This window comes from Peptoniphilus grossensis ph5 (assembly GCF_000311825.1).
GTDB classification, from domain to species: domain Bacteria; phylum Bacillota; class Clostridia; order Tissierellales; family Peptoniphilaceae; genus Peptoniphilus_A; species Peptoniphilus_A hominis.
Genome location: NZ_HE978566.1, coordinates 756,868 through 778,151, shown reverse-complemented (window position 1 = coordinate 778,151; position 21,284 = coordinate 756,868). Strand labels below are relative to the sequence as shown.

The 21,284-nt window shown below is 33.5% G+C and carries 22 protein-coding genes, 2 tRNA genes and 1 other RNA gene; all 25 read left to right on the top strand.

What is annotated here, in order from left to right; genetic code table 11:
• The first annotated feature begins 65 nt into the window (after positions 1 to 65).
• The 25 genes from HGPG_RS03705 to HGPG_RS03590 all read left to right on the top strand — a co-directional run bounded on the left by HGPG_RS03705 (position 66) and on the right by HGPG_RS03590 (position 21,244).
• Positions 66 to 1,436, top strand: a complete 1,371-nt coding sequence (locus HGPG_RS03705) for an N-acetylmuramoyl-L-alanine amidase (protein WP_019124717.1) — start codon at positions 66 to 68, stop codon at positions 1,434 to 1,436.
• Complete coding sequence (gene rph / locus HGPG_RS03700; RefSeq protein WP_281032462.1) at positions 1,433 to 2,164, top strand: ribonuclease PH; 732 nt, start codon at positions 1,433 to 1,435, stop codon at positions 2,162 to 2,164. Before HGPG_RS03705 ends, rph begins: the two co-directional genes overlap by 4 nt.
• Positions 2,161 to 2,745 (top strand): RdgB/HAM1 family non-canonical purine NTP pyrophosphatase, encoded by a 585-nt coding sequence (rdgB, locus tag HGPG_RS03695; protein WP_019124715.1) that lies wholly within the window; start codon positions 2,161 to 2,163, stop codon positions 2,743 to 2,745. The genes rph and rdgB overlap by 4 nt, the downstream gene beginning before the upstream one ends.
• Before the next feature lie 52 nt (positions 2,746 to 2,797).
• Positions 2,798 to 2,874: transfer RNA gene (locus tag HGPG_RS03690), tRNA-His, on the top strand.
• A gap of 34 nt (positions 2,875 to 2,908) precedes the next feature.
• A tRNA-Leu gene (locus tag HGPG_RS03685) sits at positions 2,909 to 2,995 on the top strand.
• Between the two features lie 206 nt (positions 2,996 to 3,201).
• On the top strand, positions 3,202 to 3,924 hold the full coding sequence (locus HGPG_RS03680; RefSeq protein WP_019124714.1) for an NfeD family protein: 723 nt from the start codon (positions 3,202 to 3,204) through the stop codon (positions 3,922 to 3,924).
• Between the two features lie 8 nt (positions 3,925 to 3,932).
• The gene (gene floA, locus HGPG_RS03675) at positions 3,933 to 4,925 is read left to right on the top strand and encodes a flotillin-like protein FloA (RefSeq protein WP_019124713.1); all 993 of its coding nucleotides are present in this window, start codon (positions 3,933 to 3,935) and stop codon (positions 4,923 to 4,925) included.
• Positions 4,925 to 5,572, top strand: a complete 648-nt coding sequence (locus HGPG_RS03670; RefSeq protein WP_019124712.1) for a hypothetical protein — start codon at positions 4,925 to 4,927, stop codon at positions 5,570 to 5,572. Before floA ends, HGPG_RS03670 begins: the two co-directional genes overlap by 1 nt.
• A gap of 81 nt (positions 5,573 to 5,653) precedes the next feature.
• Positions 5,654 to 6,667, top strand: coding sequence for a PhoH family protein (locus HGPG_RS03665; protein WP_019124711.1), 1,014 nt, complete (start codon positions 5,654 to 5,656; stop codon positions 6,665 to 6,667).
• Complete coding sequence (gene ybeY / locus HGPG_RS03660) at positions 6,667 to 7,113, top strand: rRNA maturation RNase YbeY (RefSeq protein ID WP_019124710.1); 447 nt, start codon at positions 6,667 to 6,669, stop codon at positions 7,111 to 7,113. The genes HGPG_RS03665 and ybeY overlap by 1 nt, the downstream gene beginning before the upstream one ends.
• A 4-nt stretch (positions 7,114 to 7,117) precedes the next feature.
• On the top strand, positions 7,118 to 7,825 hold the full coding sequence (locus HGPG_RS03655) for a diacylglycerol kinase (RefSeq protein WP_019124709.1): 708 nt from the start codon (positions 7,118 to 7,120) through the stop codon (positions 7,823 to 7,825).
• Positions 7,826 to 8,239: a cytidine deaminase gene (locus tag HGPG_RS03650; RefSeq protein ID WP_019124708.1), complete on the top strand. Its 414-nt coding sequence runs from the start codon at positions 7,826 to 7,828 to the stop codon at positions 8,237 to 8,239. It begins immediately after the preceding gene.
• Positions 8,226 to 9,131 carry a GTPase Era gene (gene era / locus HGPG_RS03645; protein WP_019124707.1) on the top strand — a complete coding sequence of 302 codons (906 nt, stop codon included), beginning with the start codon at positions 8,226 to 8,228 and terminating at the stop codon, positions 9,129 to 9,131. Before HGPG_RS03650 ends, era begins: the two co-directional genes overlap by 14 nt.
• Complete coding sequence (gene recO / locus HGPG_RS03640) at positions 9,115 to 9,828, top strand: DNA repair protein RecO (protein ID WP_019124706.1); 714 nt, start codon at positions 9,115 to 9,117, stop codon at positions 9,826 to 9,828. Before era ends, recO begins: the two co-directional genes overlap by 17 nt.
• Before the next feature lie 10 nt (positions 9,829 to 9,838).
• The gene (locus HGPG_RS03635) at positions 9,839 to 10,723 is read left to right on the top strand and encodes a glycine--tRNA ligase subunit alpha (RefSeq protein ID WP_019124705.1); all 885 of its coding nucleotides are present in this window, start codon (positions 9,839 to 9,841) and stop codon (positions 10,721 to 10,723) included.
• Entirely contained in the window at positions 10,716 to 12,785 is a 2,070-nt protein-coding gene (gene glyS, locus HGPG_RS03630; protein ID WP_019124704.1) for a glycine--tRNA ligase subunit beta, read from the top strand. Before HGPG_RS03635 ends, glyS begins: the two co-directional genes overlap by 8 nt.
• Before the next feature lie 12 nt (positions 12,786 to 12,797).
• The gene (gene ccpN, locus HGPG_RS03625; protein WP_019124703.1) at positions 12,798 to 13,427 is read left to right on the top strand and encodes a transcriptional regulator CcpN; all 630 of its coding nucleotides are present in this window, start codon (positions 12,798 to 12,800) and stop codon (positions 13,425 to 13,427) included.
• An 8-nt stretch (positions 13,428 to 13,435) separates the two neighbouring features.
• On the top strand, positions 13,436 to 14,257 hold the full coding sequence (locus tag HGPG_RS03620) for a pyruvate, water dikinase regulatory protein (protein WP_019124702.1): 822 nt from the start codon (positions 13,436 to 13,438) through the stop codon (positions 14,255 to 14,257).
• A 4-nt stretch (positions 14,258 to 14,261) separates the two neighbouring features.
• A complete protein-coding gene (locus HGPG_RS03615; RefSeq protein WP_019124701.1) occupies positions 14,262 to 15,275 on the top strand; it encodes a deoxyguanosinetriphosphate triphosphohydrolase in 1,014 nt (337 codons plus the stop codon).
• Complete coding sequence (dnaG, locus tag HGPG_RS03610) at positions 15,276 to 17,066, top strand: DNA primase (protein ID WP_019124700.1); 1,791 nt, start codon at positions 15,276 to 15,278, stop codon at positions 17,064 to 17,066.
• Positions 17,059 to 18,150, top strand: coding sequence for an RNA polymerase sigma factor RpoD (gene rpoD / locus HGPG_RS03605; protein WP_019124699.1), 1,092 nt, complete (start codon positions 17,059 to 17,061; stop codon positions 18,148 to 18,150). The genes dnaG and rpoD overlap by 8 nt, the downstream gene beginning before the upstream one ends.
• Entirely contained in the window at positions 18,147 to 18,839 is a 693-nt protein-coding gene (locus HGPG_RS03600; RefSeq protein ID WP_019124698.1) for a tRNA (adenine(22)-N(1))-methyltransferase, read from the top strand. Before rpoD ends, HGPG_RS03600 begins: the two co-directional genes overlap by 4 nt.
• A complete protein-coding gene (locus tag HGPG_RS03595; protein WP_019124697.1) occupies positions 18,820 to 19,596 on the top strand; it encodes a Nif3-like dinuclear metal center hexameric protein in 777 nt (258 codons plus the stop codon). The genes HGPG_RS03600 and HGPG_RS03595 overlap by 20 nt, the downstream gene beginning before the upstream one ends.
• A 25-nt stretch (positions 19,597 to 19,621) precedes the next feature.
• Positions 19,622 to 19,945: RNase P RNA component class A (rnpB, locus tag HGPG_RS09955), an RNA gene on the top strand.
• A 174-nt stretch (positions 19,946 to 20,119) separates the two neighbouring features.
• Positions 20,120 to 21,244, top strand: coding sequence for a C40 family peptidase (locus HGPG_RS03590; protein ID WP_019124696.1), 1,125 nt, complete (start codon positions 20,120 to 20,122; stop codon positions 21,242 to 21,244).
• Positions 21,245 to 21,284: the final 40 nt, after the last annotated feature.

Genomic DNA, 21,284 nt, shown 5'->3' with positions numbered 1-21,284 from the left:
TTACAATTCGGTTACAATATTGACAAATTAGTTAATCCTATATAAACTTTAATTAGGTGAATTAAATGAAAAGAATTATTAAATTATCAATTTTATTTATAGCAATGCTAATCACTCCAGTTTTTGCTGCAAATATTTTTAATGTAAGTATATCCAACAAGCCTTATAAAGTTAAGGAAGCAGGAGTTCTAGTAAATGATGAATCACTTAAGACTGAATTTTCTCCTTACATAAAAGAAGGAAGGACTTTTGTGCCAATTCGTGAAATTACAGAAAAACTAGGCGCTGATGTTAAGTGGAATGGAAGAGATAAAAGCATAAAAATCACCTTAAATGGCGATGTAATTAATATGCAAATAAATAGTCCCACAGTCACTGTGAACGACAAAGAAATTGAATTAGACGACGCACAAGCACCACAACTTGCCCTATATTCTAGTCCAAGAAAAGAGACAAAGACTATGGTGCCACTAAGATTTATCTCTGAAACTTTTGGTTACAATGTGGACTGGAATAATGACAAGGTTAGAGCAGAAATTAGCACAGTCAGTTCAAAATCAATAATGGAAGATGACAAGGACAATAATAAAAAGACAAGCGAAAATAAAAATTCTAAGAAAAACTCAAATACTAAGAAAAATACTAAAAAGAAAAAGTCTAATAGCGTAAAAAAATCTAAGGTAGATTCAAAATCCATTTTTGATGACAGCTTTTTCCAATCAAATACTGAAAGAAAAGAAACAAAAAATATAAAGAACCAAATCAATAGAGGAAACGAAGACAAAATTTTTGAAGAAGCAGATTTAGACATCAAAGAAAAGGAAAATAGAGTCATAAAAGATAAAATCGAAATTAATGGCAAATTAAATATAGTTATAGATCCAGGCCATGGTGGCAAGGATTCTGGCGCAATTGGTGTAGATGGTTACACTTACGAAAAAGATTTAAATTTATTAGTTGCTGAAAGTTTAATGGAAAAGTTAAGTGAAAATTCTGAAATCAATGCAATAATCACAAGAGATAGAGACGAATATATCAAATTATTAGATAGAGCCTCTGTTTCAAATGACAGCAATGCAGATTTGTTCCTATCAATTCACTTTAACAGCTCTGACAATTCCAGTGCACAGGGAATAGAAGTCCTCTACGCATCTGAAAAGAATGTTAAAATTAAAGACACAGTTCAAAAGCACTTTGCCTCTTGCCTACAAAAGGCATTAATAAGAGAAACTGGAGCAGTGGACCGTGGAATTAAAAATACACCAGCTATAATTGTTTTAAATAAAACTAAAAATGTTTCCGCCCTTGTTGAACTTGGATTTGTGTCCAATGAAAGTGATTTGGAAACTATAAAGGACCCTGATTACATTGATAAATTAGCTAGGGGCATCTATAATGGTATAGAAGACTATATGAATAGCTATGTTATTAAATGAGAAAGAGAATTATGAGAGAAGATAGACAAAACGATGAAATAAGACCAATTGTAATAAAACCAAATTATTTGGAACATCCAGATGGTTCGGTCTTAATAGAATGTGGAGAGACAAAAGTTATTTGCACAGCAATGATTGAAAATAAGGTTCCAACATTTTTGAGGGGAAAGAACAAGGGCTGGCTTTCTAGTGAATACTCAATGCTACCTGGTTCTACTCCGACGAGAAAGGTAAGGGACATCTCCAAGGGAAAACTTGACGGAAGAAGCAGCGAAATTTCAAGATTAATAGGCAGGTCTCTCAGGTCTTGCATTGATTTAGACAAAATTGGCGAGAGAACAATTTGGATTGACTGCGATGTAATATCTGCCGATGGTGGAACAAGAACGGCTTCCATTACTGGTTCTTATATTGCCTTAAAAATCGCTGTTAAAAAAGCCTTGGAAAGTGGAAAATTCGAAGAAGACCCAATGAAAACTAAGGTTGCAGCAGTTAGTGTTGGAAAAGTCGACGGCGTAAATTTAGTAGATTTAGATTTTAAAGAAGATTCCAATGCCGATGTAGACTTAAATGTTGTTATGAATGACAAATTTGACCTAATAGAAATTCAAGGCACAGGAGAGGGTGATTCCTTTTCCATTGATGAGTTAAATGAATTTTTAAGAGGTGCAAAAAGAGGAATAGAAGATATTTTTAAATATTTTGAAATTGTGGAGCAGTATATATGAGAGAGATAGTTTTATCCACTGATAATATTAATAAATTGAGAGAAATAAGAGAAATCTTAGAAGATCTTGACATAAAAATTTATGGAAAGTCTGACATAAAAGGTTTGGACTTTGAAGTAATTGAAGATGGCGACACATTATATGATAATGCCCTAAAAAAAGCCTCTGCCATGGCAGAAAGAGTTGACTATGCAGTCCTAGCAGATGACACAGGTCTATTTGTAACGGCTTTAAATGGCGAGCCAGGAGTTCACTCTGCAAGGTATGCCTCAGAGCATGACGATAAAAAAAATAGAGAAAAACTATTAAATAATCTCAAAGACAAAGAGGACAGAAGTGCCTACTTTAAGACAGAGATAATTTTAATCGACGAAGATAAAAATATTATTCCCATTGAAGGAGTTTGCCCTGGAAAAATTTCTCTTGAAGAAAGAGGCGACAATGGATTTGGCTATGACAGCATTTTTATTCCTGATGGCTTTGACAAAACTTTTGCTGAGATGAGCCACGAAGAAAAAAACCAAATTAGCCACAGGTCGAGGGCTTTAAAAAATCTTAGAGATAAAATTTCTAATTTGTAAAAAATTATTGACAATAAATATATAATTTGTTAATATATATTTATTGTATGTGGTGGGTATGGCCTAGCTGGTTAAGGCGTCAGATTGTGGTCCTGAAGATCGTGGGTTCGATTCCCACTATCCACCCCACAATATTAGAAGTGTCCTAGACACTTCTTTTTTTGCTAGAGTGGCGGAATTGGCAGACGCACCAGACTCAAAATCTGGCGGTCGCAAGATCGTGTGGGTTCAAGTCCCACCTTTAGCACCAAAACGTGTATCACTTTTAATCAATTCTATTTGCGATTAAGTGATACATTTTTTTTATTTTAAAACTATTATAGAAAAATCCTTATATTTTCATTTTACATTAATTTATTTTTGTCAAATATTTTAAAACTTTACAATATCTTAAAGTTTTTTTTCGATTATTGATAAAAAATTATGGGTACAAAGCTTGTAGCAAAGGAGGTCAAAGTGAAAAATCTTAAAAAATGTTTTTACAACCTTCCATTTTTTATGCTTATGACAAATTCTGTCTATGCAGCAAGTGGAAGTGCTTTTATAGAAAAATTTTTTTCCAATGATTATATTTTCACAATTTTACTTATTATAGCAATAGTTGGAGCTGTGCTTGAAATTTTGACTCCAGGCTTTGGACTTGGCGGAATTATTTCAATAGCTGCCTTTGTACTCTTCTTTTGGGGAAACATTGCAAGGGGAAACACTAACTGGTTTGAAATTTTGCTGTTTGTCCTGGGACTCTTATTACTAGGTTTTGAAATATTGATACCAGGTTTTGGAGTGGCAGGCATTAGTGGAATACTTGCAATAGCAGTAGCAATTGTTCTGTCAATGGAAGATATTTACTTTGCTATTTTCTCTTTGGCAATTGCCCTGGTAATTGCTATAGTATTAGGCATTGCCCTTGTTAAGAGGGGAATTAACTCAGAGCTTATAAATAGGCTTAGACTTTTTACTGAAAGCTCAAGTGAAAAGGGCTATGTGGGAGTGAAAAGTGAAGAAGTAAAGCTTGGCGATGTACTTATAACAAAGACAGCTTTAAGACCAACTGGCTATGCAATTTTTCATGAGGAAAAAATTGAAGTTATTTCAGATGTTGGTTTTATAGGAAAAGATGAAGAAGTTAGAGTAGTTAGAATTTCCGGCGCAAGAGTTTTCGTCGAAAAAAATATTTAGGAGGATTTATGAATTTTTATCCCTTTGGAAGCATTATAGTTATTGTCTTAATTTTAATATTTATATCCATATTTTTGTCCTTTGTTCCTATTGGACTATGGGTGACAGCATTTTTCTCTGGTGTAAGAATAAAAATTTCAGAACTTATTGGTATGAAACTTAGAAGAGTTAAACCTTCAAGAATAGTTAGACCTGCTATTAAGGCAACTAAGGCTGGTTTAAATCTTGAAATTGCAAGTCTTGAAGCCCATTATCTTGCAGGTGGTAATGTAAACACTCTTGTAGATGCACTTATTGCAGCTCAAAGAGCAAATATTCCTCTACAATTTGAAAGAGCGGCTGCCATTGACCTTGCTGGTAGAGATGTACTTGAAGCTGTTCAAGTTTCAGTTAACCCAAAGGTTATTGAAACTCCAAATATTTCTGCAGTTGCACAAGATGGTATTGAAGTCATTGTAAAGGCAAAGGTAACTGTTAGAGCAAATATTGAAAGACTTGTGGGTGGTGCAGGTGAACAAACTATTATAGCAAGAGTTGGAGAAGGTATTGTAACAACTGTTGGTTCATCTCAAAGCTATAAGGCTGTCTTGGAAAACCCAGATTCAATTTCTAGGGTAGTTCTTGACAAGGGTCTTGACTCTGGTACTGCCTATGAAATTTTGTCAATTGATATAGCCGATGTCGACGTTGCAAGAAATATCGGTGCAAGACTTCAAACTGACCAAGCTGAAGCTGACAAGAGAATTTCTGAGGCTAAGGCAAGTGAAAGACGAGCTATGGCTCTTGCTCGTGAACAAGAAATGAAGGCTGAAGTTGAAGCCATGAGGGCAAAAGTTGTTGAAGCTGAATCACAAGTTCCTATTGCTATGGCTGAAGCTTTAAAGAGCGGTAATTTAGGTGTCTTTGATTATTACAAAATGAAAAATATTAATTCTGATACTGATATGAGAAATTCTATCTCAAAAATTTCTGATAAAAATCACAAAAAGGACAATAAATAATGAATCCAATGCTTAGTTTTTTTATCGCAATAATTTCTCTTATGCCTGCAATTATTTTCGTAGTATTTTTTAAGATATTACTAACGATTTTAAATAGGGGCAAGAGGAAATTTAATGAAGATTTTCATGAGGAAGAAAGAAATTTAAACAAATCAAAAAATTTTCATGATGATAGAAGATCAGATGCAGATAGCTTGGCAAATGAAATAAAAAGGATAATCAAAGAAGAGAAAGAAAAAGAAAAGAATAAAAAGATTTCTAAAGAAGAATCTAAGAAAAATAAGAAAAATATCTTAATTGACAAGGACCCAAGACTAGGTCAAAGAAAGTTAAAGGAAGAACTTTTAGATAAGAAAGAAGAAGAGAAAAAAGAAATACCTCAAGAGAATTTGTCAAATACTTACAATCTTGAAAACACCTATAACTTATCAGAGACTTACAATCTATCCAAAACTTATAATTTGGAAAATGATGGTAAAAAGATAGTTGACAGTGAATTTATAAGGGAATGTGAGTCAGATCAAGTTTTTTATGAGGATGAAAATGGCGAAAGTTTGAGCCTTGATTTCTTAGATTTTGCTGAAGAAGATTTGCCGAAAATTATTATCTATAAAGAAATTTTTGGTGAACCTTTAAGTCTTAGATAAATAGTGGCTTGCTTTTCATAATCTATGGAAAAGTAAGCCTTTTTGTGGTATTATAATAGTCTAGTTTAAGGGGGTATATATTTGGCAAAAGTGGAAAGTTCCATTGATATTAATGATATAAATTTATTGTCAATTGTCTTTGGCAAATTAGACGAAAACATTGGTCTCATTGAGAAGGAATTAGATGTATCTATTAAGTCAAAAAATGACAAGGTTTTAATTTGTGGCGATGAAGAAAAAGTTGAGGATGCCACACTTTTACTAAAAAATTTAATTGAAACTGCAAGAAAACAAGATAGCTTAAGTCTTTCTGATGTTAGATATTCTATTTCTCTAATTAAAAACAATGAGAAGAGACCAGTTTCTGAACTTTTAAAGGACACTGTAGTTTACACTTCTATGGGTAAGCCCATAAGGGCGAAGACACTTGGTCAAAAGAGATATATTGACGCTATAAATAACAACGACATTGTATTTGGAATTGGACCTGCAGGTACTGGTAAAACTTATCTTGCCATGGCGGCAGCAGTTCGCGCCTTTAAGTCAAAGGAAGTTAATAGAATTATCTTAACAAGGCCTGCTGTTGAAGCTGGAGAAAATTTAGGATTTTTGCCAGGAGATTTGCAAAATAAAGTTGATCCCTATTTGAGACCACTTTATGATGCTCTCTTTGAAATACTTGGACACGATACCTACAACAATTTATTTGAAAAGGGACTAATTGAAGTTGCTCCTCTTGCTTATATGAGAGGTAGGACCCTTGACTCTGCCTTTGTAATTCTCGACGAAGCTCAAAATACAACTAACGAGCAGATGAAGATGTTCTTGACTCGTCTTGGTTACGGCTCTAAGGCAATAATAACAGGTGATGTCACTCAAATAGACCTTCCTCGTGGCAAACAATCAGGACTTAAAACTGTTCTTAGAATCCTTGCTGGAGTTAAGGGAATTGGCATAACTTATTTAAATAAAAATGACATTGTAAGACATCCTCTAGTTCAAAGAATTATTGATGCCTACGAAAAATACGAAAAGACTAATGAAAAGGCAGCAGAAGTAATAAAGGCTAAAAAGTCAAAAAGTTGGGAAAAATAATGGAAGTTTATTACGACGACAGACAAGATGATATAAAAATTACTGATGAAATAAAAAATTTAATTGAAAAATCCATTGCTGCAGTCTTAAAGGTTGAAAATCTCGATGAAAATGTTGAAGTTTCAGTGTCCTTTGTTGGCGATGAAGAGATTAGGGACTTAAATAGAGACTACAGGGGAGTGGATAAAAGCACAGATGTACTATCTTTTCCCATGGATGATGAATTTATTATAGTGAGCAGAATTCTCGGAGATGTTATAATAAATACAAGAAGAGTCATGGAGCAAGCAGAAGAACTTGGACACTCTAATGAGAGAGAACTATCTTATTTGACAGTTCACAGCATCCTTCATCTTTTAGGTTACGACCACATGGAAGATGAGGACAAGAGAGAAATGAGAGAGAGAGAAAAGCTTGCAATGAAGGAGCTTTCTATATACAGGTGATTTTATGAAAAAAGGACGATTTATATCTTCATTTAATTATGCAGTCCAGGGGATTATTTCTGTCTTAAAGACAGAGAGAAACATGAAGTTTCATTACCTTGCAGCTCTTGGAATAATTATTTTATCTCTTTTTTTTGACATTTCATCTACAGAATTTTTGTTGATGCTCTTTGCTATAACTCTTGTAGTTTTTGCAGAGATGATTAATACGGCAATAGAAAGGACAATTGACTTAGTTGTTCAAGAGTACAATCCTATTGCAAAATATGTAAAGGATGTATCGGCTGGAGCAGTTTTAATCACTGCAATAAATGCAATAGTAGTTGCCTATTTAGTGTTTTATGACAAATTTGCATCCTTTGGAGATTTACTCTTATTTAAGATAAAAAACATGCCAAATCACCTGGCTTTTGTGTCCTTACTAATAATAATTATTGCCACAGTTGGGGCGAAACTTTTAATGGCGAAAAAAAGTGGTGGTACATATTTTCAAGGTGGAGGGCTTAGCGGTCACTCTGCAATATCCTTTTGTGCAGCAACAATTATAACGATGATAGCAGAAAATTCCCTTGTAACACTTTGCTCCTTTGGACTTGCCTTTTTAGTTGCAGAAAGTCGCGTGGAAGGAAAAATCCACAAGGTTTCTGAAGTTGTTGTGGGGGCAATCCTTGGAGTATGTGTTGCAATATTTGTATTTAAGGTAGTTGGTTAAATGGAATATAATAAATTAATTGAACTTGCAATAAAGGCAAGAGACAATATGACATATACGCCTTACTCACACTTTAATGTGGGCTGTGCAGTGGAGATGGAAGATGGATCAGTTTATACTGGTGGCAATATTGAAATAGCATCTTATTCTCCAACGAACTGTGCAGAGAGGACAGCCATTTTTAAGGCAGTATCTGAAGGCAAGAGAGAAATTAAAAAAATTGCCATAGTTGGGGACAGTGATTACACTTTTCCTTGTGGAGTCTGCAGACAAGTTATTCGTGAATTTTCAAAAAATCCTGAAATAATAATTGCAAATTCTACTGAAGATTATAAAATTTATGGAATGGAGGAAATTTTACCTCATTCCTTTGGTCCAGAGGACCTAATGGGAGATGAAAATGACGGAAAATAATTTTAAATCGGGCTATGTATCTGTAGTTGGAAGACCTAATGTTGGTAAATCTACTTTACTAAATGCAATAATAGGTGAAAAAATTTCAGCAATATCTTCAAAACCACAGACAACAAGACAAAATATTACTTTTATTCACACTGATGATGATTCACAAATCATATTTTTAGACACGCCAGGCATTCAAAGACCAAAAAATAAACTTGGCGAATTTATGTTAACTGAATCAAAGGAAAGTATTGATGAAGCTGATGTGATAACTTACATCGTTGACACATCAAAGAAAATTGGAAAAGCTGAAAGGTCAATAATAGACATTCTAAAGGAATACCAAGGCAAATTGCCAATAATTTTACTTATAAATAAGGTTGACACTATAAAAAAAGATGAACTTCTTGAAATAATTTCCATGTATGCTGATGAAGGAATTTTTAATGAAATTATTCCAATTTCTGCCATGAAAAATGATGGCGTTGACATTTATATTGAAACTCTAAAGAAATACTTAAAGCCTGGTCCAATGTACTATCCAGAGGACATGATTACAGATAAAAATGAAAGATTTATCGTAGCTGAAATTATTAGAGAAAAGGGCCTTAGATATTTAAACGAAGAAGTTCCTCATGGACTTGCCATATCAATTGAAAAATTCAAAAAGAGAGAAGACAAAAACATCTACGACATAGAGGCAAATATTTATGTGGAAAGGGATTCTCACAAGGGAATTTTAATTGGCAAAGGTGGCTCCATGCTAAAGAGGATTGGCACTGAGGCTAGAGAAGATGCCGAAAGACTTTTGGATGCCAAGGTAAATTTACAAATCTGGGTTAAAGTTGAAAAAAATTGGAGAGAAAGAGACAATTTGGTAAAGAGATTTGGCTACGACAAATAATTACACCTTGGGTATTGTCTTAAATGAAATGGAATTTGGCGAAAGCTCAAAAATTATTAGAGTATTTACTAGAAATTATGGGAAAATTTCCATTATGGTAAAGGGAGCCATGACGCCAAGGTCCAAAAATTTAAGTGTATCACAAGTTTTTGGCCTAAATGAATATCTTTTAAAAAAGGGACAAAACTTTTACTATATTGGCGATGCAAAAATTGTAGAATCTAACTTTAAAATTAGAGAAAGTTATGACAATTTAATTTATGCATCACTCCTTCTTGAGATTTTAGAAAAATCCTCACTTGGAGGAGAGGCAAATAAAAAAGTTTTTGATCTCATGAGAAAGACTCTGAGCTTTTTCAACTCAAGCAAGGACCCTATTTCCCTAGCACTTGCCTTTGAGCTTAAGTATCTTTCCTTTATAGGTTACAGGCCAAAACTTGAAGCCAAAGAAAAAGCCTACTTTTCCATAAGAGAGGGAATAATTGACTTTCAAGATCCCTATTCCTTTTCTCTATCGAGAAGAGACTTACTTTACTTAAATAAAATTCTCTATGGCAAGCTTGAAGAGTTAGAAAATATTGAAGAAATCAAAGAACTTGATGTAAATAGGAAAAAATATTTGCACAATATTATTTTAAAATATATAAAATACAATTTAGATATAAGCAGTTTTAAGTCAGATAAGCTGTTTAATTAAGGAGGAAAAAATGTATTTCCAAGATTTAATTATGACATTGGAAAATTATTGGAAGGAAAAGGGAGCAATTATTATGCAACCTTACGACACTGAAAAGGGTGCAGGAACAATGAATCCCAACACTTTCTTGAGGTCTCTTGGTCCTGAAGAGTGGAAGGTAGTTTATGTTGAACCTTCAAGAAGACCTGCTGACGGTAGATATGGTGAAAACCCAAATAGACTTTACCAACATCATCAATTGCAAGTTATCTTAAAACCATCTCCAGAAGATGTGCAACAATTATACCTTGATTCACTTTTTGCAATAGGAATTGACCCAAAGAAACACGACATTAGGTTCGTTGAAGACAACTGGGAATCTCCTACACTTGGTGCATGGGGACTTGGTTGGGAAGTTTGGCTTGATGGGATGGAAGTTACACAATTTACTTACTTCCAACAAGTTGGCGGCGTTAACCTAGACCTTGAAAGTGCAGAGCTTACTTATGGACTTGAAAGAATTGCCATGTATCTTCAAAATGTTGAATCCGTTTACGATATTCAGTACAACGAAAATATAACTTATGGTGAAGTATTTAAGAAAAATGAATACGAACATTCAAAATATGCCTTTGAACTTGCCGATGTAGATATGCTTAGAAAATTATTTGATATGTATGAAGCCGAAGCTAATAGAGTCATAGAAGATGGCATAGTAATCGATGCTTACGACTACACATTAAAATGTTCTCATGCCTTTAACTTACTAGATGCAAGAGGAGCTCTTTCTGTTTCTGAAAGAACAAGTTATATTCAAAGGGTTAGAAATCTTGCAAGAGTAGTGGCAAAGACACATTTAAAACATAGAGAAGAAATGAACTATCCCCTTATCAACAGAGGTGAAATAAATGAATAATTATTTACTTGAAATCGGTGTGGAAGAGTTGCCTTCAAGATTTGTCAACATGGCAATTGAGCAGCTTAATGAAAAATCTAAAAAATTATTGACTGAAAATGAAATTGGTTTTGAAAATGTAAAAGTTTATGCAACGCCAAGAAGACTTAGCCTTATTGTTGAAGGTCTTGACGAAAAACAAAAGGACATTCAAAAGGAAGTTAAGGGACCTTCTCTTAAGATTGCTTATGATGATGACAAAAAACCAACGAAACCTCTTTTAGGTTTTATGAAGTCACAAAATATTAGTGAAGATGACTTAATAATAAAAGAATTAAAGGGAACAGATTATGTTTTTGCAAATATTTCCTCAATAGGCAGAAAATCATCTGAAATTTTAGCAGAAATTATGCCTTCACTTATTAAGGACATTAATTTCCCTAAAAATATGCGTTGGGGCGGCAAAAATATTAGATTTGCCAGACCAATTAGATGGGTAGTGTCACTTTTAAATGACCAAGTAGTTGAATTTGACTTTGAAGGCATTCCTGTTGGAAATAAAACTAAGGGTCACAGATTTTTAGGTTCTTCAGAAATTATTATTGACCAAGTTAACAATTATGAAAAATTGCTTGAAGAAAATTATGTAATTTTAGACCAAAATAAGAGACGCGACCTTATTAAATATGAATCAACAAAAATTGCAAAAGCTCTTGGTGGTGAAATTCACGAAAATGAAGATTTGCTTGAAGAATTAACTTACATTGTTGAATATCCATCTCCAATTAAGGGAAGCATCAAGGAAAAATACTTGACTCTTCCAAAGGAAGTTGTAACTACAACAATGATTGACCACTTGAGATTTACTCCAATTTATTCACAAGATGGTGAACTTCTTCCTTACTTTATTACAGTTAGAAATGGTACAAGAGACTACGAAGACATTGTAATTGCAGGCAACGAAAAAGTTCTTGGAGCAAGACTTGAAGACGCTAAGTTCTTCTATGAAGATGACATTTCAAAACCTCTTGAAGACTATGTAGAAAACCTAAAGGGAGTTTTATTCCACGACAAATTAGGCTCTATGCTTGAAAAAGAAAAGAGAGATGGCGTTGTGGCAAAGAAAATTGCCAAGTCACTTTCCTTTGCCGATGAAGCAATTGAAGCTATTGATAGGGTAGCTCATCTTTCAAAGGCTGACTTAACTACAAAAATGGTAATTGAATTTACTGAACTTCAAGGTGTAATGGGAGAAATTTATGCCCTTAAATCTGGAGAAAAGGAAATTGTGGCAACAGCAATTAGGGAACAATATCTTCCAAAATTTGCAGGCGATGCTCTTCCAAAATCCAGTGTGGGTTCAATCTTCTCTCTTGCAGATAAAATTGACACAATAGTTGGGCTTTTTGCCATTGGAGAAATCCCTACAGGTTCTACAGATCCCTTTGCCCTAAGAAGATCTGCAATTGGAATAATTAATATAATAAGAAAAACTGGCTGGAAATTTAACTTAAATGAAGTAATAGAAACAAGTTTATATGAATACATCAATGATTTAGGTCTAACTTTTGACCATGAAGAAGTTATTGCCAACATAAGAGAATTTTTCTTTGGAAGAATTAAGACAATGCTTCAAGAAGAAGGCATTAGATACGATATTATTGATGCAGTTTTAATTCCTGAAAGTGAAATTTACAATATATTTGAAAAAGCTAAGGAATTAAATGAATGGTTTAAAGATGATAGGACAAACTTTGTTGACGCCTACAATAGAATTAACAACTTGACAAAAGATATTAATTTCACAGAAATAGATGAAGAACTTCTAAAAGAAGATGCAGAAAAAAATCTTTACAATAAATTTGTAGAAAATGACAAGAAATTTAAGGAAGGGCTTTCTTCTGAAAATTACAAGGATGCCATGGATGCACTAAATGACTTAGTTCCTTCTATTGACGCTTTCTTTGACAGTGTAATGGTAATGGCAGAAGATGAAAACATAAGACACAATAGACTTGCACTTATAAATAGCATTGAGGAAAATATTCAAAAAATATTAAAAATCGAAAATATAGTAGAATAGGTCGGTGAGCAAATGAAATTTAGCGAAAGACAAACTGAAATTATTGAAATTGTAAGAGATGAAGGTCCCATTACAGGCGATGAAATTGCAGAAAAACTAGGTTTGTCAAGAGCGACTATTAGATCAGACCTTTCAGTTCTCACTATGATCAATATTTTGGGAGCTAGACCAAAGTTTGGATACTTTTATACAGGAAAATCTATTCTTTCACAGCTTTCCGATGATTTAAAAAAATTAAAACTTAGGGATTATATGTCCCTGCCCTTTTCTTGCGACCAAAAAACTTCCGTCTATGATGTAGTAGTGGGTCTCTTTATGGAGGACCTGTCTTCTATGTTTATAACCGATGGGGGTTATCTTGCTGGTATTGTATCAAGAAAAGATTTGATTAGATTTATGATTGGTGATGCCGACATAAAGAAGACTCCCATAAGTGTTATTATGACTAGAATGCCCAATGTTTTTTATGTTGACATTGACGACACTGTCTATAAGGCTGCAAATTTAATTGTATCAAAGGGAATAGATTCTCTTCCCGTTGTGGAAGTTAAAAATAATAAAGATCTCGAAGTGGTTGGCAGATTTACAAAGACTAATGTAACACGACTTTTTGTAGATGTCTGTGACGGCGAGATTATCTAGGAGGAGAAATGAATAAAGACGATAAACAACTTACTATTTTTGTCATCTCCGATTCAATTGGAGAAACTGGTGAATTAATTGCAAAAAGTTCAGCTAGACAATTTGAGTCAGAAAACTATGAAATTATTAGATATCCTTATCACAACAGCATTGACCAAATTAAGCCAGTTCTCGAAAAAGCTTCAAAAATTCAAAATAGTTTAATAGTTTACACAAACGTAGTAAAGGAAACTAGAGAATTTATTGAAAGAAAAACTCACGAGCTAAAACTTCACACAGTTGATGTCATGGGTGAACCTATGCGTCAAATTCAAGATATTTTAGGTTATGAACCTCTTAGAGAACCTGGACTAATAAGAAGACTTGATGAAAATTATTTCAAGAAAGTTGAATGTGTTGAGTTCGCAGTTAAGTATGACGACGGAAAGGACCCTCGTGGTGCAAAGAAGGCTGACATATGTCTTGTTGGAATTTCAAGAACTTCTAAGACGCCACTTTCCATGTATCTTGCCAATAAATTATATAAAGTGGCAAATATTCCGCTAGTTCCTGAAGTTCCTGTGCCTAAGGAAGTTTATGAAAAAGATGTTGATAGGGTAATTGGACTTATTGCCAATCCTGAAAAAATTATTTCTGTAAGAGAACAAAGACTTAAGTCTCTTGGACTAACTTCAGGTGCAAAATATGCCAACTACGACAGAATTAGAGAGGAACTAAATTATTCAAAGCAAGTTATGGAAGAGCTTGGCTGTTTTGTAATAGATGTTTCTGACAAGGCAATTGAAGAAACTGCAGAAATTATAATTAATCATATGGAATCTAGGATGTGATGAGATGAATCTTCGAGTTGAGAGAGAAAAACTTGAACACGAAATGCTCTTTGATTTTGCCACCTTTGCAGATTCAACTTTAGGAAGAAATGAAAGAGAAGAAAAATGTAATCTTAGAACTGAATTTCAAAGAGATAGGGATAGAATTATTCACTCAAAAAGTTTTAGGAGATTAAAACACAAGACTCAGGTCTTTATTTCTCCTGAAGGCGACCATTTTAGGACAAGACTCACTCACACTCTTGAAGTCAGTCAAATTGGAAGGACCATAGCCAGGGCACTTAGGTTAAATGAAGATTTAGTTGAGGCAATTGCACTGGGACATGACTTGGGGCACACTCCCTTTGGCCACTCTGGCGAAGCTGTCTTAAATGAATTAAAAAGTGATGGCTTTATTCATGGAGAGCAGTCACTAAAAGTCGTAGACTTTTTAGAAAGATCTGACAAGAGAATTGGATTAAACCTTACAGAAGAAGTGCGTGATGGAATTTTAAATCACTCTGGCTCTGGCGAGGCAAAGACCCTTGAAGGTAAAATAATAAAGTTTGCCGATAGAATTGCCTACATCAATCATGACATTGATGATGCCATAAGAGCTGGCATAATTTCTTCTGATTCACTGCCAAAGGATCTCACTGATATTCTTGGACACACTTCATCAGAAAGAATAAATACAATGATTACTGGCATAGTTAAAAAATCCTATGGCAAGCCTATTGTTGAAATGGAAAAGGAAATTTACCAGGCAACCATGGAGCTTAGGCAGTATATGTTTAAAACAGTTTACATGGATCCTGTTGTCAAAAGTGAAGAGATTAAAATAAAGAGACTATTAACTGAGCTTTATAATTATTATATGGAAGATTTAAGAAGGATTCCTCAAAATCATTTGAGCCTTTATGAAGGAAGAGTTCACAGTGACGAAGATATTGTTTCAGATTACATTGCAGGAATGACAGACACCTATGCCATGAAACAAATTAAAAATATTTTTATACCGAAGGGATGGAGCATTTAATTGTATGTTATAAATGATAATGTTCTTGATGAAATAAGAGACAGAGCAGATATAGTAGATTTAATTGGAGAATATGTTGACTTAAAAAGGTCAGGCTCTAACTATATGGGGCTCTGTCCTTTTCATTCTGAAAAGACTCCTTCCTTTTCTGTTTCTCCATCAAAATCTATTTTCAAGTGTTTTGGCTGTGGAGTTGGAGGAGATGTCATTACCTTTATTATGAAAAGGGAGAACTTAAATTTTCCTGAAGCTGTAGAATTTTTGGCAGAAAAATATAATGTAAGACTCTCTGAATATAAAGATGAAAACAAAGAAGCCCGCGACAAGAGAAACAGGCTCTATGACATAAATAGAGAAGCGGCAATGCACTTTTTAAATAATCTTTCGTCCTCACCAAAGGCGCAAAAGTACTTAAGGGACAGGGGACTAAGTGATAAGACAATAAGGGCTTATGGACTTGGCTATTCTAAAGATTCTTGGACAGACTTATATGACCACTTGACTAAATTAGGTTACAAGGAAGAGGAACTTTTAGATTTGAATTTAATTTCCAAGAGCAAAAATGGGAATTACATTGACAGATTTCGCGACAGGGTTATGTTTCCAATTATAAATAGAAATAATAAGGTAATTGCTTTTGGTGCGAGAGGATTTGGAGATGCTAAGCCAAAATATTTAAATTCAAGGGAAACACCTATATTTCACAAGGGAAGCAACCTCTTTAATATGAATATCATCTCAAGAGAATCCAGTCGTCAGAGAATAATATTAGTTGAAGGTTATATGGATGTTATTTCTTTATACAATAGTGGTATAAATTATAGTATAGCAAGCCTTGGTACATCTCTTACTGAAGACCAGGCAGCAATTATTAAAAAGATGGCGAAAGATATATACATCTGTTATGACAGCGACAAGGCTGGAATTAACGCGACTTCAAGGGCAATAGATATATTTTTATCTAAGTCTTGCAAGCCTAAAATCATTGAACTAGAAGGTGGACTAGACCCCGACGACTTTATAAAAAAATATGGAATGGAAGGCTTTGAAAATAAAATCAAGTCAGCAATTTCTTATATTGACTTTAAAATAAAAATACTGAGGGAAAATTTTAATTTAGAAGAGGCAGAAGGGCTTAGCAATTTTACTCTTGAATCTGCGAAAATTTTATCTAGCATTAAAAATCCCATTGAGAGAGATATTTTTGTAAAAGAATTTTCTAAAAAATATAATATTTCTTACAAGGCAATTGAAAATTATATAAATTATTTAAACAGAAATAAAATTAATAGTGAGAAAAAAGAAAAGTTCAAGCTAAAGAAAAATACAAATGTTGTGAAAAGTACAAAAACTAGAGCACAAGAGGAATTATTATCATATTCTTTGCTTGACAATGATATTTACGATTATATCAAAAATAAAATTCAGGTTTTTTATTTTACCAATGCAATGACTAGGGCAAGCTTTGAAGAAATACCTAAAATGTTTGAAGAAGAGATGGAAGTTTCTGAATTTTTAAATTTATTAGAGAAAAACAGGCTAATAGATTCTTATTTTAAAGAAAATATTTTAGGAATTATAAAAAATATCCACGTCAATGAAAAAATTGTAGATGAGTTAATTAAAACTCTAGAGAGAAATTATCTCCAAAAGGAAAAGGAAAGAATCCTCGAAAACATTGATAAACTTCAAGGGGAAGAAGACAAAAATCTTTTACTCGATGCTTTAAAGGATCTTAAAGAGATTAATTTAAAGTTAAGTGAGTTGAAAGAGGAGGGCAATTATGAGTGAAAATTTAAAAAATAAGGATTCGATTGAATCAATAACAGAGCAGCTTTTAAAAGATGGCAAAAAAGATGGGAATCTTAGCTATGATGAAATAGGTGATGCCTTTGAAAAGTTTCAAATTGATTCTGACGATATAGATGAATTATACAAGACCTTTGAAAAGGAAGGTATCAATTTAGTTGACAAAAAAGATTTAAAAGATGATGATGAAGAAGAAGTTGATGTTACTAAAGAGGACTTGTCAGTGCCTAAGGGCGTCACTGTAGATGATCCTGTCAGGATGTACTTAAAGGAAATTGGAAAAATTTCTCTACTTACTGCTGAAGAAGAAGTTGAAATTGCAAAGAGAATGGAAGCAGGAGATGAGTCAGCGAAAAAAGAACTTGCTGAAGCCAATTTAAGGCTTGTAGTTTCCATTGCAAAGAGATATGTTGGTAGGGGCATGAGTTTTTTGGATTTAATTCAAGAGGGAAACCTTGGCCTTATGAAAGCTGTTGACAAGTTTGATTACACTAAGGGCTTTAAATTTTCAACTTACGCAACTTGGTGGATTAGACAGGCAATAACAAGGGCAATTGCAGACCAAGCTAGGACTATAAGAATTCCTGTGCACATGGTTGAAACTATTAATAAACTTGTTAGAGTTCAAAGACAACTTGTTCAAGACCTTGGACGAGATCCACTTCCAGAAGAAATCGCTGCTGAAATGAATTTAGATGTAGAAAGAGTTCGCGAAATTCAAAAAATTGCACAAGAGCCAGTGTCTCTTGAGACTCCAATTGGTGAAGAAGAGGACTCACATCTTGGAGATTTTATACCAGATGATGAAATTTTGTCACCTCAAGATGCAGCTACTTTTACACTTCTTAAGGAACAACTTAACTCTGTTCTTGAAACTTTAACTGAGAGAGAAAAAAAGGTTTTAACTTTAAGGTTTGGACTTGATGATGGAAGGGCAAGAACTCTTGAAGAAGTTGGAAAAGAGTTTGATGTAACTCGTGAAAGAATTAGACAAATAGAAGCTAAGGCGCTAAGAAAATTGCGTCATCCATCTAGATCAAAGAAATTAAAGGATTATTTAGAATGATAAAATTATCGAACAGGCTAAAAAAAATTGCAGAACTTGTAGATTTTGGCGCAACGGTAATTGATGTGGGCACAGATCACGGATATGTGCCCAATTTTTTATGTGAAAAAAAAATCTCAAGGGATATTATTGCAACGGATATCTCAAAAAATTCTCTGGAGAAGTCAATTGAACTGACAAGAGAAAGGGAGAATGAAAAATATATTAGAAATATTCTTGCCAATGGAATTGTAAAGGAAAATCGTGACAACATAATTATTGCAGGACTTGGTGGGATTCAAATTGCAGAAATTATTTTAAATTCAATTGAAATCTCAAAGTCTGCAAAAAAATTAATTTTGCAGCCTATGCAAAAGACAAATATTTTGCGCCGAGAATTAAACAATATGGGCTTTGAAATAATTGATGAAGAGATAATCTTTGAAGATGACAGGTACTTTGAAATTATCCTTGCAAGATATTCTGGTCAAATAAAAAAATTAGAAGAAGTAGATTTTTATTTTTCAAAAAGTTTAATGGAGAAAAAGGACAAAGTTTATTTAGACTTTTTAAGAGAAAGGCAAAGAGAACTTGAAAAAATTTTAAGTAATATTAATAATGACAGTGACAGGACAAAAAAGAGAAGTGGTGAACTTAAAAGTTTATTAATAAGAACCAAGGAGGCAATAGATGAAATATCAAATAAGTGAAATTAAAAATTACATGGAAAATTGGGCGAGAGAAGACCTCCAACTTACTTGGGACAACTCTGGCAGTCAAATTGAATTTAAGGGCGAAACAGATTCCCTTGTCCTTGGCTTAGATGTCACTGATAAATTAATTAAGAAGGCAATAGAAATGAATTCAAAGCTAATTATAACTCATCATCCCATGTTTTTTGGCGGGGAGAAAAGCATAATTGAGGGAACTTATAGGGGAGACAATATTATTGCCCTAATAAAAAATAACATTTCAGTTTTTTCCTATCACACTTCCATGGACATAGCAGAGGATGGAGTAAATGACACTCTCTTTGAAAAATTAAATTTAAAGAATAAAGAAATTTTAACTTATGAAGAAGAAAAAGCCATTGGTTTAATTGGCGAACTTGAAAAAAATTATTCTATGGAAGAACTTTTAAACTTTTTAGAAGAAAAATTAGAAGTAAAAAAGATAAAAGTTTATGGGAGAGATAAAAGAGAGATAAAAAAACTTGCAATCCTTGGAGGCTCTGGTGCTGATTTTATTTCTGCTACCAAAAATGCTGGCGTAGACGCCTATATTACAGGAGATGTAAAATACCATGATGGACAAAGAGCCTATGAAGAGGACCTTCTTTTAATAGATGTAGGACATTTTTATTCAGAAAAAATTATTCTTCCAAAAATAAAAAAGAGGCTAAGTGAAGAGTTTAGTGATTTAGATTTTTATATAGAAGAAGAAAGTAGCTTTGAGCTTGATATTTAAAGCTCTAAGTGTTAAACTATTTTAGTAAGTAAATTGGTCAACTGCACATATGTGAGGAAAGTCCGCGCTCCACAGAGCAGGGATGCTGGCTAACGGCCAGTGGGGGCGACCCCAAGGCAAGTGCAACAGAAATATACCGCCCTAGGGTAAGGTTGGAAAGGCGAGGTAAGAGCTCACCAGATCATTAGTGATAATGATGCTATGTAAACCCCATTCGGAGCAAGACCAAATAGGAATAACAGATGTTGCTCGCATCTGCCGGTAGGTAGGTTGCTAGAGATTATAGGTAACTGTAATCCAAGATTGATAGTTGACAAAACAGAACGCGGCTTATAGATTTGCTTACTACATAATTTAAAATTTATTAAGACAAAAGTTACAAAGAAGTTAAAATTAATTTAACTATTTTGTAACTTTTTGTTGTTTTTTTGTAATAACTTTGTTATACTTAAGGAGCAATAAAAAATGTACGCATATAATTTTTTTTAGAAATATAAAATTCAGAGTATAGGAGTTGTTAGTATTGGTTTCCTTTAAGAATAAATTGCCACTTGGTCTATTTGCACTATGCGCAGTTTCAATAGTTGGCATGAAAGATACGGGAGTATTTATTAACGAACATGTACAAAGGACATATAGTGGAAATGAAATTGAGTTCTCTATTGGCGAAAAAGTAGAAATCCTTGAAAATAAGGGCAATGAATACTATGTTCAAAAGGGAAAAGCAAAAGTTACTATTCCACAAGAAAAAATTTTACTTACAGAAGTTAATGTTCCTACATATCAAATTGTAAAAGCAAGCCCAATCTTAGATGATAATGGAAAAATTATTAGAAGCTTGTTTATCGATGAATATGCAGTTGGAATTTCAGTAGACACTACTACAGCAAAAATTAAGTGTAACGACGGAACTATAGGTAATGTTAGCAGAAGTGCACTTAAAAAAGTTGCTGACAAGAGAAATAATGTAACAGAAGTTCAAGTAAAGAAGGACACTGTTGCCAGAAGTGACAATGGAAAAAAATTGAACTTAAACAAAAATCAAACTGTAAATGTAGTTGATTTTGACAATGGACTTTTCATCGTTGATGATAAGGGAACATCTTACAGTGTAGATGGCAAAGATTTAAATATTCTTTCTGGATTAAAGGTAGAAAAACCAGTAGCAGTAAAAGTTGATGAAAAAGCATTACTTTCTGCTGATGAAAAAGAAATTCAAGAAGTAATAAAATATAAAGAAGTAAAAGAATTCAAAAAAGTTGCAGCGCCTGATTCTTCAACAGCTGCTAAAGTAATATCTTCTGCAGAAAATAAACTTGGATCTACTTATGTATATGGAGATACAGGTAAAGAAGGATATGATTGCTCAGGTCTTGTTTATTCAATTTATTGCAATGAACTAGGAATTTCACTTCCAAGATCTTCAGCATCACAATCAACTTTTGGAAAACAAGTTTCAAAATCTGATTTGCAAGAGGGAGATCTAGTATTCTTTAACACAACAGGCAATGGAGTTAGTCATGTTGGAATCTATGTTGGAGATGGAAAATTTATCCACGCTTCATCTGGACAAGGAAAAGTTATGACTTCATCCCTTACTGAAGGATACTACCAAGATAGATTTGTTAACGCAACACGCGTGCTATAAATAATTTTTCATTTAGAGCCTTAGGGCTCTTTTTTTTGGC